The organism is Cyanobium sp. BA20m-14, assembly GCF_024346295.1.
Genome location: NZ_JAGQCR010000088.1, coordinates 1 through 11,579 on the forward strand (window position 1 = coordinate 1; position 11,579 = coordinate 11,579).

General features: G+C 68.0%; 13 protein-coding genes and 1 pseudogene. 1 reads left to right on the forward strand and 13 read right to left on the reverse strand.

The genetic code is table 11. The features are described 5' to 3' along the window. Nucleotides 1-628, forward strand: a pseudogene (locus KBZ07_RS09595) (alpha/beta hydrolase); the annotation flags it as partial. 2 nt (nt 629-630) lie between these two features. Here KBZ07_RS09595 and KBZ07_RS09600 read toward each other — a convergent pair. From KBZ07_RS09600 to KBZ07_RS09660, 13 genes are all read right to left on the reverse strand, one after another. Next, nucleotides 631-1,662, reverse strand: coding sequence for an ABC transporter permease (locus KBZ07_RS09600; RefSeq protein ID WP_254931406.1), 1,032 nt, complete (start codon nt 1,660-1,662; stop codon nt 631-633). Continuing rightward, nucleotides 1,659-3,299 (reverse strand): ABC transporter substrate-binding protein, encoded by a 1,641-nt coding sequence (locus KBZ07_RS09605; RefSeq protein WP_315860155.1) that lies wholly within the window; start codon nt 3,297-3,299, stop codon nt 1,659-1,661. The genes KBZ07_RS09600 and KBZ07_RS09605 overlap by 4 nt, the downstream gene beginning before the upstream one ends. Before the next feature lie 40 nt (nt 3,300-3,339). Continuing rightward, nucleotides 3,340-3,552, reverse strand: coding sequence for a hypothetical protein (locus tag KBZ07_RS09610; RefSeq protein ID WP_254931407.1), 213 nt, complete (start codon nt 3,550-3,552; stop codon nt 3,340-3,342). A 148-nt stretch (nt 3,553-3,700) separates the two neighbouring features. Further along, entirely contained in the window at nt 3,701-5,068 is a 1,368-nt protein-coding gene (locus KBZ07_RS09615; protein ID WP_254931408.1) for a homoserine dehydrogenase, read from the reverse strand. Nucleotides 5,069-5,120: 52 nt separating this feature from the next. Further along, nucleotides 5,121-5,543, reverse strand: coding sequence for a SufE family protein (locus KBZ07_RS09620; RefSeq protein WP_254931409.1), 423 nt, complete (start codon nt 5,541-5,543; stop codon nt 5,121-5,123). After that, a complete protein-coding gene (locus KBZ07_RS09625; RefSeq protein WP_254931410.1) occupies nt 5,543-6,055 on the reverse strand; it encodes a hypothetical protein in 513 nt (170 codons plus the stop codon). Before KBZ07_RS09625 ends, KBZ07_RS09620 begins: the two co-directional genes overlap by 1 nt. A gap of 7 nt (nt 6,056-6,062) precedes the next feature. Further along, entirely contained in the window at nt 6,063-6,269 is a 207-nt protein-coding gene (locus tag KBZ07_RS09630) for a hypothetical protein (RefSeq protein ID WP_254931411.1), read from the reverse strand. Nucleotides 6,270-6,355: 86 nt separating this feature from the next. Then, the gene (locus tag KBZ07_RS09635) at nt 6,356-6,943 is read right to left on the reverse strand and encodes a 5-formyltetrahydrofolate cyclo-ligase (RefSeq protein WP_254931412.1); all 588 of its coding nucleotides are present in this window, start codon (nt 6,941-6,943) and stop codon (nt 6,356-6,358) included. Continuing rightward, on the reverse strand, nt 6,940-7,413 hold the full coding sequence (gene ruvC, locus KBZ07_RS09640; protein WP_254931413.1) for a crossover junction endodeoxyribonuclease RuvC: 474 nt from the start codon (nt 7,411-7,413) through the stop codon (nt 6,940-6,942). Before ruvC ends, KBZ07_RS09635 begins: the two co-directional genes overlap by 4 nt. 3 nt (nt 7,414-7,416) lie before the next feature. Further along, on the reverse strand, nt 7,417-8,187 hold the full coding sequence (locus KBZ07_RS09645; RefSeq protein WP_254931414.1) for a phosphatase PAP2 family protein: 771 nt from the start codon (nt 8,185-8,187) through the stop codon (nt 7,417-7,419). 62 nt (nt 8,188-8,249) lie between these two features. Beyond that, nucleotides 8,250-8,840, reverse strand: coding sequence for a hypothetical protein (locus KBZ07_RS09650; protein ID WP_254931415.1), 591 nt, complete (start codon nt 8,838-8,840; stop codon nt 8,250-8,252). Between the two features lie 50 nt (nt 8,841-8,890). Further along, a complete protein-coding gene (gene bchI / locus KBZ07_RS09655; protein ID WP_254931416.1) occupies nt 8,891-9,979 on the reverse strand; it encodes a magnesium chelatase ATPase subunit I in 1,089 nt (362 codons plus the stop codon). Continuing rightward, nucleotides 9,976-11,463 (reverse strand): DUF3370 domain-containing protein, encoded by a 1,488-nt coding sequence (locus tag KBZ07_RS09660; RefSeq protein ID WP_396124002.1) that lies wholly within the window; start codon nt 11,461-11,463, stop codon nt 9,976-9,978. The genes bchI and KBZ07_RS09660 overlap by 4 nt, the downstream gene beginning before the upstream one ends. Between the last annotated feature and the right edge of the window lie 116 nt (nt 11,464-11,579).

The following is an 11,579-nucleotide window of genomic DNA, read 5'->3' on the forward strand; positions in this document are numbered from 1 at the left end:
GGGCTTGACGGCGCTGATGGCTGCTGGGCTGGTGCCGGAACGGGGTTTGGCCCGGCGCTGTGAGCTGGCCATGGTTTCGTTGCCGCTTGCCAACCTCTCGCGGCTGATGCAGTGCCAGCTGCCCGGGATCATCGGGGATGGGGCGGCCAGCGCCGCACCGGGGCTCGCGCAGGTTTCCCAGCCCACCCCGCTGCTGGGGGTGGTGGCTTTCAATGGTTTTGGCAGCCTGCTCTGGCCCTACCGGGGGCTGCAGGATCTCAATGTGCCGGTGCTGCTGGTGGGAGGCAGCCTGGATCTGGTCACCCCCCCTGTTCAGGAGCAGTTGGTGGTGTTCGCCCGGGCCCGCCACCCCCGCAGCCGGCTGGTGCTGGTGGAGGGAGCCAGCCATTTTTCGCCAGTGCGGATTGAAAGCCGGGGCGAGGCCCTGTTTCAACTGGGAGAGGAGCTGGTGGGCATCGCGCCGCTCAAGGTGCAGGCCCTTTTGCTCAACCTCACCACTGAATTTCTCCAGGGTATGGAGCAGCCCAGCTTGCTTTCGCCCCAGCTTCGTGACCAGGAGGGCGTGCAGGCCTACGTGCTCGACGGCGGCCAGGCCCGCCGTTGGAGACAGCGGATTCCGGAGCCCTGAGCTCAGAAGCTGATGCGGGGATCCAGTATGGCCACCACCAGGTCCACCACCACCGTCACCAGCACCACCAGGCCAGCCACCACCACGACAATCCCCTGCACCAATGGGTAGTCGCGCTGGCTGATCGCTTCCTGCAGCCGGAAGGCGATGCCTGGCCAGGAGTAGGTGACCTCGATCAGCAGGGCGCCGCCGATCAGCGATGCCACCGTGATGCCCGTGATTGTCAGCACCGGCAGCAGGGCGTTGGGCAGGGCATGGAGCAGCACCACCCGGGCTTCGCCCAGGCCGCGGCTGCGGGCCGCCTCCACATAGTCGGAGCCCAGGGTGCGGCGCAGGTTGAGCCGCAAGGCATTGGCGAAGATGCCGCTCAGCAGCAGGCCCAGGGTGGCCGCCGGTAGCACTAGGTGCCGCACACTGCCGGCCAGCAGCTGCCATTGGCCCGTGGCCAGGCCTGAGCGCAGGCTGTCAAATAGGTAGAAGCCGCTGCCTTCCGGTGGCAGCAGGGTGGGCGGGAAGCGGCCCCCCACCGGCAGCCAGCCCAGCCACACCGCAAACACCAGCTGCACCACCATCGCCGCCCAGAAGGGTGGCAGGGCATAGGTGCCGATGCCATAGAGCCTGCCCGCCAGATCGAGGCGGCCCTCGGGCCGGGCGATGCCGGAGAAGCCCACCGCCAGCCCGACCACGGCGGCCAGCAGCAATGCCACCACCCCCAGCTCCAGGGAGGCCGGCAAGCTCTGCTGGATCACGGCAGTCACCGGCTCCTGATTGGTGAGCGAGGCCCCCAGATCGCCATGTAGCAGCTTGCCCAGGAAGGAGCCGTATTGCTGCAGTAAGGGCTGATCCAGCCCCAGTTGGGCCCGCAGGGCGGCCCGGGCGCTCTCGGGGGCGCGGGTGCCTAGCAGGGCATCGATCGGATCGCCCGGAGCCAGCCGCAGCAGCAGGAAAACCAGGCTGGCGATCAGCCAGAGCATCAGTGGCGCCAGGGCAAGCCGGGCGGCCAGGTAGCGCAGCAGGGCGCGACGGCGGCTCATGGCTTGTTGAGCTCCTGCAGGAGCAGCCGGCCGGAGCCGTCGAAACGGGGCTGGCTGACATTCCGCTGGGCCCAGGCCCTGGGTGCCACCAGCCAGACCGGCAGGTAGGGGTTGGCAGCGGCGGTTTGGCGCTGGATGCGGCGCAGCTGGGTGGCCCGGGCGGGGCCGGTCAGGGAGGCACTGCGCTCCAGCTCCTGCTGCAGCCCTGGTTTGGCCCAGAAACTGCCACTGGCGGCGCTGGCCCCCTTGAGACAGCGCTCACCGCGGGCCTCCTCACAGCCCAGCAGGGGCACCAGGTAGTTGTCGGCATCGGGGAAGTCGCCCATCCACTCCAACAGGATCAGCGGGAAGGCTCCCTCCCCCAGCTGGCGGTAGGCGGTGGTGGCCTCCATGCCGGTCACCTCGAGCTCGACGCAGTCGCCCAGATCTTGGCGCAGCTGGGCCTGCCAGGTCAGGGCAAACATCCGGTCAGCGGGAATGTTGGAGCGGAAGGTGAGCGGCAGGCTGAGCCGCTTGCCCTGGCAGTAGCCGGCCTGGCGGTAGAGGGCGCGGGCCCGGGCCGGGCTGTAGCTGGGCCAGGCGGTGGGGTCGGAGCCCTTGAGGCTGGGGGGCACCAGATCCCGCAGCGGCGGTCGCAGGCCGAGGGTGACCCGGCGGCTGATGGTGGCCCGATCGAGGCTGTAGGCCACGGCCTGGCGCAGCCGGGGATCGTTGAGGGGCGGCTGGTCGGTGAGCAGGGTGAGATAGCCGATCTCCAGGGCTGGCCCGCTGCCCTCCTGCAGCTTGCCTGCCGTGGCGCTGCGGCGTAGGGCCGCCTGCTGGTCGATCTCCAGGCTGGTGGAGAGCAACACGTCCACTTCGCCGCTCTGCAGGGCGCCGAACAGGGCAGTGGAATTACTGAGGGACACCAGGTCGATGCCGCCGTTGGCCGCTCTGGCTCCCCAGTAGCCGGCGAAGGGCTCCAGCCGCTGCTGCTGGTTGGTGAAGAAGCTGAGCCGGTAGGGCCCTGTGCCGACGAAGCGGTCGTTGAGGAAGCTCTTGCGGTGATTGCGGTAGGCGCTGGGCGAGAGGGGCGTGAGGTTGACGGCGCTGAGCAGCTCTGCCAGGGCGCTGAAGGGGCGCTTGAGGGTCAGCTCGAGCGTGTAGGGCCCCACGGCCCGTACCCCGCTCACCCGATCCCCCAGCAGATAACTCAGCTTGCCGATCGCCAGGAAGCGCTCCAGGGTGAACACCATGGCCGCAGCGTTGAAGGGCGTGCCGTCGTGGAAGCGCACGCCCTGGCGCAGCTCCACCCGGGCCGTCAGCCCATCGGCACTGACTTGGGGCGGGGCTAGCGCCAGGCGCGGCTCCAGCTGGCCGCGGGCATTGATGGCATAGAGCGGATCGCCGATCGCGCTCAAAAGCTGCATGGCTCCGAAGGTGTAGCCCCCGGCTGGATCGACAGTGTCGACCCGGTTTTTGCTGGCAACCACCAGGCGCTTGATCCCCTCATGGCTGGGCCTGGGGGCCCTACAGCTGGAGAGGAGAAGCCCCAGCCCCAGGCTGCCAATCAACAGGGCCAGGGGGAGGGGCTGGGCCAGGTTTTTTTTGATTGGCGACTGGATCAGCGACTTAATCAGCCGCAGGGCGCGGGGCAAGGGGCGGCCGTCAGATGGGGGCCATCCAAGTAGAGGTCATTCAAGACCGATGGGGCGCGGCCAGGCTGACGTTCTGCAGTGAAATTTCAAAGACTTCCGAGCCCTGGCGGGTCAGGGGCCAGCGGCGCAGCCAGCAGCGGTCGTGGTGGTGGTCGATGCCGATCACTTGATAGAGCTGCTCATCACTGCCCAGCTGGACGCAGGCTCCTTGGTGAAGGTCGGCCGAGTTGGGGGAGCAGGTGGTAGTGGTCATAAAAGTGGTACTGGTCATAAAAGACTTTTACGGAGCGAACCAGCGGAGAAGCTTAAGGATTGCTTTCGATTGATGGGGCCACTGTGGCTTGCCGCGGGCCTCGCTGGCCAGGGCAGGTGGCGATTTGCAGACCTGACCACTGCCAGGCCTAGAGGGTGCGGAGACAGGCGGCCACGGCGTGGACGTCGCTGAGGGCGGTAATCCTGGCCAGGGCCTGGCGGAAGTTGGCTTCGCACACCTCGTGGGTGATCACCACGATTTCGGCGTCGCCGGCGCTCTGGGTTTCGAACTGCACGATCGACTGGATCGATACCCCCGCTTCCCCGAAGCAGGTGCCGATCTTGCCGATCACACCCGCATGGTCGCCGGTGCGCAGCCGCACGTAGTTGCGATGTTTGGTGATGGCGCTGTCGACCAGGCGGCAGGGGCGCCAGCTGCCGGCCGCCAGCAGCGGATCGAGGGGGGCTTGGCCGCCACTACCCAACTGGTTTCCCAACTGGTTGCCCATCTGGTGGATCACCTGGCGGATGCCGGCGATGTTGAGGATGTCGGCCACGACGGCCGATGCCGTCGGCCCGGCCCCTGCTCCGGGTCCGTAAAACATCACTTCACCGACCGGATCCCCTTCCACCAGGATTGCGTTGTTGACACCATTAACCCCGGCCAGGGGATGGGCCTTGGGCAGCAAGGTGGCATGGACCCGCACATCCAGCAGCTGCTCGGCCTGCCCACCGCCACTGGGCATAGCCACTTCATTAGGCATTGCCTCGGCGACTGCCAGCAGCTTCACCACAAAGCCCAGCTGGGCCGCATAGGCCACATCGCGGGCGTCGAGCTGGTCGATGCCCTCGGTGGGGATGGCGTCCCGGGGCACGCTGCCGCCGTAGGCCAGGCCGGCCAGGATGGCGATCTTGTCGGCCGCATCCCCCCCCTGCACATCAGCTGCGGGATCGGCTTCCGCGTAGCCCAGGCGCTGGGCATCGGCCAGTACCTCGGCGTAGGCCGCTCCCTCGGCCGCCATGCGGCTGAGGATGTAGTTGGTGGTGCCGTTGATGATGCCGCTGACCCGCTGGATGCGGTTTGCGCCGAGGGATTGCTTGAGCGGTTCGATGATTGGAATGCCTCCGCCCACAGCGGCCTCGATCAACACGTACACGCCATGGGCGGCGGCGGCCGCGGCGATCTCCTCGCCGTAACGGGCGATCACCGCCTTGTTTGCGGTCACCACCGGCTTGCCGGCGGCGATTGCCTGCAGGATCAGGGAGCGGGCAGGCTCCAGGCCGCCCATCACCTCCACCACGATCTCGACGGCAGGGTCTTCGATCACTTCCGTGGGATCTGTGGTCAGCAGGTCGCTCGCCAGGCCCACCGGCCGTGGGCGGGCCAGGTCGCGCACCGCCACCCGGCGCAGGGCCAGCTCTGCCACCAGCGGATGGCGCCCCTCCGGGCTCGCCAGGATGGCCGCCACGCCTGCCCCCACCGTGCCGAGCCCGAGCAAGCCGATGCCGATGGTCATGCGCTGGGGGATTGCGGAACGGCGATCCTAGAAATCCGTTGCACCGAGGGTGTCAGGCTGCCAGGCATTGGGCCTGGGCCTGCATTTTCAGCAGGATGTTGAGGAAGCCGTTTGCCCGCGACGGCGTCAGGCTGGTCTGCAGGCCGGTGGCGGCGATGAAGGCCGGATCGATTCCTGCCGCTTGCTCTGGCGTCAGCCCCTCCAGGCCTTCGATCAGCAGGGCCAGCAGCCCCTTGGTGATGGCGGCGTCTGAATCGCCGCGCCAGTGAAGGGTGCCGTTGACCAACTCCCCTACTACAAACACCTGGGAGACGCAGCCCTTCACCTTGAAGGCTTCGTTGCGGTACTCCTCAGGTAAGGGGGCGAGCTTCTTGGCCAGCCAGAGTACATATTCGTAGCGGCGCCTGGGGTCCGCGGTGCCGGCCAGGCGTTCAACGATGTGGTCCAGGGCGGGACTGCCCGTGGGGGCGGCCATCAATTGCGATCTGGGAGGTGATCTGGGCTGTGATCTGGCCGGTGCCGTTGACGCCAGGCCATCACCCCACCGATGGTGCTGAGGCCCAGTAGGCCCAGGCCCACACCCAGGCCATCGGAGAGCTGCTGCAGGGGTTGGCTGCCGGGCTTGCCCGCCGGAGCCAGGCCTGAGGGAACCTTGCCAGGCAGCTCCAGGTAATCGCGGTGACCGGGTCCCTGGTCTACCTGCACCTCCCAGTAGGCGGTGGCGTCCTGGGGCGCCTGGAAGCGCAGCTGGCCAAGGGCGTCGGTGCGGCCCAGCTCAATCGGCTGACCGCCAGGCGGGATCAGGCGCACCACCGCATCGGCGGCGGGCTGGCCATTGCCGAAACGGCTCTCGAGCACCAGTTGGTCGGTGAGGCTGCTGACCCGCTCCAAGCTGCTTTCGATTGAATGGCCCAGGGCCGGTGCCTGGCTCAGGGCCGCAGCCGCTACGCCAAGGAACAGCAAGGCTGGCAGGAGGCGCAGGCGCATCACGGGATCAGGAGGCTTGCCAACGACTATCGCTGCTTTTGCCCGCCTGGACCATCCGCACCATCGAGCTCACCATCATCGAGAGGGCGTCGTTGCTCTGGCCGCGATTTTGAAGTTCGGCGGCCAGCACCTGCTCCGGGGCCGAGACGGATTTGGCTGCACAGGATTTGGCTGAAAAGGTGTTGGCTGCGAAGCGGGAGGCAGACAGGTCCAAATCAGGGACAGTTCGGTGAATTGATCTTGGCAAGGAGCGAAGTCGACTGCGGCCCCCGTAAAGCCTTTGTCAACAACTCTTCCCATTCACCAGTCCAGCCAGGCCAGGCCGTCCTCATCCAGCCAGCCCTGGAGGGGCACATCCCAGGGATCGCGGGGCAGGCGCTCCACCCGGCAGCCCCGCGGCAGCACCGCCACTGCCGGCACCTGGGCCCAGGCCGGGTCCGCCCGCAACCGGTCATACCAGCCACCGCCATAGCCCAGGCGGATGCCCACCGCATCGAAGGCCAGGGCTGGAACCAGCAGCAAACCGAGCGCCTCGGCTGGCAGCTCCCCAGCGCCGGCCAGCGGTGCCGGAATGCCGCAGCCATCGGGCTCCAGGGGGTCGCCGCCACGCCAGGGCCGGTAGACCAACCGGGCGCTTGGATCCCGCGGGTCTGCCGTGATCGCAGGCAGGGCCAGCCGGCCAGGCAGCAGGGTTTCCAGCTCCCGCAGGTCGACCTCGCCGGGAAGGGGCCAGTAGAGGCCCAGGGCACGGCCGGCGGGCACAAGGGCGGGAATGTGCCGGCGGGCCTGGGCCACGATCGCGCCTTCCACACCCTCGAGCAGGCTTTGGCGCAGGGCCCGGAAGTGGCGGCGCAGGCTCGCCTTGGTGGCTCCGCCGCTGGCGCTCATCGCTGGAACCAGCCCGTGAGGGCCGCCGCCAGGGCATCGGCGGCGTCGTCGGGGCGGGGCGGGGTGTCGAGGTTGAGCTCGCGCATCACCGCTTCGAGCACCTCATCTTTCTGGGCGTGGCCATGGCCGGTGAGGGCCTGCTTGATCTGCATCGGCGGAAACTCCACCACCGCCACGCCAAAGCGAGCCAGGGTCATCATCAGCACGCCCCGGGCCTGGACCACCGAGATTGTGGTGCTGGAGCGGTAGAAGAAAAACTTCTCCACCACCGCCAGCTGGGGCTTCCAGGTGCGGATCAGTACCCGCAGGTCGCGGGCGATCTCCACCATCCGCTCGCCCTCGCTGCGGCCCGGTTCGGTGCGAATGATGCCGCAGTCGAGCAGGTGCTGGGCGCCCCCGCGGCGCTCCTCAACCTCGATCACCCCATAGCCAACGCGGGCCAGGCCGGGATCGATGCCGAGGATAATCATGGATCAGCGCAGCATCGGCGGCAGGGCCTTGGCTGGAACTGCCCGCAGCAATTCGAGCTCCGCTTGTAGCACCGGATCCTGACGGAAGGCCCGCCACTGGGGACTTGCCACGATCTGCAGGGCGGCGTCGGCACCGAGGCGCTGGCCTGCCTCCACATCGGAGGGGTAATGCACCCCGCAAAGCACCCGGTTGGCTCCACCCTGGCGGCCTCCGTGATGCAGGCGGTCGCGACGCTCGGGAAGCAGATCAGCGAGCAGCTCGGCTGTGGTCCGGAACCACACGGCGTGTCCAGAGGGGAAGGAGCCGGTGTCCTCCCGTGGCAGACAGGGCTCCAGCCCAGGGTGGGCGATGTAGGGACGGATGCGGTCCTGTTTTTGCTTGATCCCCCTATAGGCGCTGTTCACCGGCGCCATGAACGCGTGTAGACCTGCGCTGAGCATTGGCGTGGCTTTGCCGAGCTCAGTGCCCACAGCGCTGCTGAAGACATTGAGGTCGCGGTCTAGTAGCAGCCAGGTGGTGGCCACGATCTCCGGGCTTCGGAAGCGCTGCAGCCACTCCAGGATCGCCAGATCCGCCGCTTCCGCGGCACTGCCGGGCGCTGGAGGGAGGCCAGCGATTGCGGCCAGTCGGCGCTGGTCGAGTTGGAGCTCCGCTGCTGCCGGTTCGGCCTTGGCGGCCAAGCATGTTTGCTGCAGGGCTAGGGAGGCCAGCAGAACTGCTACCCACTGAGACCGCCGCAGGGCGGTGGAACGGTGAGTGGCACAGGTGTGCATGGCGGTGAACGTTGCAAACAATTGGGGGAGGCAAAATCTGACGACGGCAGGGCCGGCGATGGTCAGCTCCGAGGTTGCCGACGAGGCTCCAGGATTGGTTCACAGCGCTGCTGGCCATCGAGCAGCTGGGCCTGGCTGTAGATCCGCACCTCGGGCTGCTTTAGGGGCGGCCGGAAGCGGAGCACAACCAGCTGGTCGAAGTCGTCGTCGGCGATCGGCGCCATCGCTGGCCAGCCCAGGCCTGCGGCGAGCTGCGGCAGACGCCGGTGCTCCCAGAACAGCACCACCCTGCCGCCCGCCACGGTCGGATCGGTGAGAATTTGTTGGCCTGACCGGAAAGAATCCTCGCGGGAGGCGAGGTCGATGGCGATGTCTACGCCGGTAGCAACCGCTAGAGGCACGGCCGTCTGGTAACTGCGGGCGTTCTTGCTGGAAATGGGATCGAGATAGAAGCTGCGGATCTGGCTGGGGCGCCCAAAACAGTTCGGCAGCAGGGAGGCCAGCGCTATAGCTCGCTCGAATCCCTGCGCCGAAAGGTTGTAATTGGACCCCCCAGGGCCTTTGTGGCCATGACGCATCAGTAGCACCAGCTCGGGCGTGGCCCGGGCAGAGGGGGCCAGTTGGATCAGGCCGAGACAGGCGGTGAAAAGCATCACCCTGCTGAAGCAATTAGCAGATGAGGCTCGGGAGGCCATGGGGTGCTTCACCCCGCCAGGGCCAGTTCGAAGGCGCTGCGGTCGGCGGAGTCGGGCCGCTCGAACACCTTGCAGAACACCTTCACCACCCGGTCGCCGGTGTCGATCGTTTCCAGAGGGTCCTTGCGCAGGCGATGGCGCAGGCAGCAGGCCACCACCCGGGCTACGTCGTTTTCGTCCACCTCAGTGCGACCCTCGAAGGCCGCCCGGGCCCGGGCGGCCCGGTTGGTGACGATGTCGCCGCGCAGCCCATCCACATCCAGCTCACCGCAGACGGCGCTGATCCGCAGCCGCAGGTCGTCGTCGAGCTGCACCTGATTGAGCAGTTGTTGGGCCGCCACCACCCGCACCTGCAGGGCGTCCTGGGTGGTTTGCACGGCGTTGTTGAAGCCGTCTGGATCGCTGTCGAAGGCGGTGCGCTGATCCACCACCTGCACCCGCAGCTCTGGATCCCGCACGGTGCGCACCTCCACGCTCATGCCGAAGCGATCGAGCAGCTGGGGCCGTAGCTCCCCCTCCTCCGGGTTGCCGGAGCCGATCAGCACGAAGCGGGCCGGGTGGCGCACACTTACCCCTTCGCGCTCCACCGTGTTCCAGCCGGAGGCGGCTGAATCCAGCAGCACGTCCACCAGGTGGTCGTCGAGCAGGTTCACCTCATCCACGTAGAGCAGGCCGCGGTTGGCCTTGGCCAGCAGGCCAGGTTCAAAGGCGCGCACGCCCTCGCTGAGGGCCTTCTCGATGTCGATGGTGCCGCAGAGGCGATCTTCCGTGGCGCCCAGGGGCAGGTCCACCATCGGCACCTGGCGGGGCTCCACCGGCAGCTCCTCTCCCTTCTCGGCCCGGGCGCGCACCTCGGCGCTCTGCAGGTCGGGGTCAACCGGGGAGCTGTTGTATAGGTCGCCGGCCACCACATCGATCTCGGGCAGCAGGTCGGCTAGGGCCCGGATCGTGGTCGATTTACCCGTGCCCCGGTCGCCCATGATCATCACGCCGCCGATGCGGGGATCGATCACGTTGAGCAGTAGGGCCAGCTTCATCTCCTCCTGCCCGACGACCTGGGTGAATGGGAAGACCCTGCGCTTGCGGACTGGCGTCACGGACGAGTGGCTGGAGTTGATTCGGATTGTTTCACAGCTGGGTTCACAGCTGGGTTCACAGCTGGCTTCACAGCTGGATTAACAGCTGGATCTGGGAGTGGCAACAGGCTGAGTACCTGGGGCGGGGTGGCATCGGCCGGATAGATCAGCCGCACCTGCAGCTGGCGGCTGGCCCCTGGCGCCAAGCTGATGGTGCCGAAGGCGGGGCTGGGTTCACCAGCCCGCTGCACCAAATGGAAGCTGCGCCGGCCAAGGGGCCGGCTGCCCGGGCTGGCGCCATCGAGGCCCGTCACCTCCACCGTGCCGCGGAACATCACCGGCCGACTGCCACTTGTGCTGCCGCTAATGCTTTTGAAGCGCAGGCCGCCGCTGGCGGCATCGCCCTTGAGCGGTGATTCCAGGGCCAGCTGCAGGGCCACCGGCTTGGTCGTGTCGTTGCGGAGCGGAATGCTGAGGTCGTATTCGACGCCGTAGTTGCCGTGGGCGGCCCAGGCGGTGCCTGGGTAGAAGGCCTGCAGCTCGGCGGTCTGCACCTGGCCGCTGCCGAGGCTGCCCCGCTCCAGGCTGCTGATCGGCCAGGAGATCGGTGCCCGGCTCACGCTCAGCCAGCTCTTGCCTGGATCTGTAATGCGGCTGCGCCAGACGCTGCCCACCTGCACCCCACTAACCCGCGAGTACACCATCCCCCCCTTGCTGCCCCGCGGGGTGGGGCTGTGCTCGCGGGGGCTGAGGCCCCCCTCCAGCAGGGCGGCCCAGCTAGAGGCGGCCGGCGGCTCATTGCCCCGGCCGAAGGCCGCCAGGGTGGCCAGGCTCACGGGGGCCGAGCTCTCTAGCCGCAGCTGCAGGTTGCGGCCGTTGAGCAGGGGGTCCAGGCCCCGCACCGGCAGGGGCAACACGATCAAGGTGGTGGGAGCGCCCGGGGTCAGGGTCCAGCTGGCGGGCAGCTCGGGGCTGCGCTGGCGGGCCAGTAATTCGGTGGCCACGCGGCTGCCGGGGCCGGCCCACACCGGCGTAGTGCCCTGAACCATCAGGGCTGGCAGGGGCAGGAAGGGGGCGCCGGCCTGGCCGGGATCCATTGCTTGGGAGAGGGCCGTCGAGCCAGCCAGCAGCTTCAGGGTCACGGGCCCGGGGCCGCGGGGAGCGGCCAGCACCGCCAGCCAAAGGGTGGAGTCGAGGCTCTCCGGCTTGCCCGCAGAAACGTGGTGGCTGAACAGGTCGAAGCGGCCGTTCAGCGCCACATCCAGGTGGGCTGCAGGCACGCCGCGACCGGCGCCGGGGAAAGTGGAAAGCAGGATCCCGGGCTCGCGAATCAGCTCGGGATTGTTGTCATTCACCAGCAGCACCCGATCCAGGCCCCCGGGCAGGGGGGCCACGCTCTGGGGACGCAGCACGACGGGGGCGGGCTGGGCCAGGGCGGCGGCGGGAGCGGCCAGGACGGCCAGGAGCACCAGGGAGGCCGGCCTCCAGGCTGTGCGGATGGTCAAGTGTGTGGGGTTGGTGCGGTTGCGGTTCATTTGCGGCCCACCAGGGTTTTGGCCACTTCGCCGGCCATGGCACGGATCAAATCGGTGGAACGGGGGTCGTTGAAGGGACCCTTCAC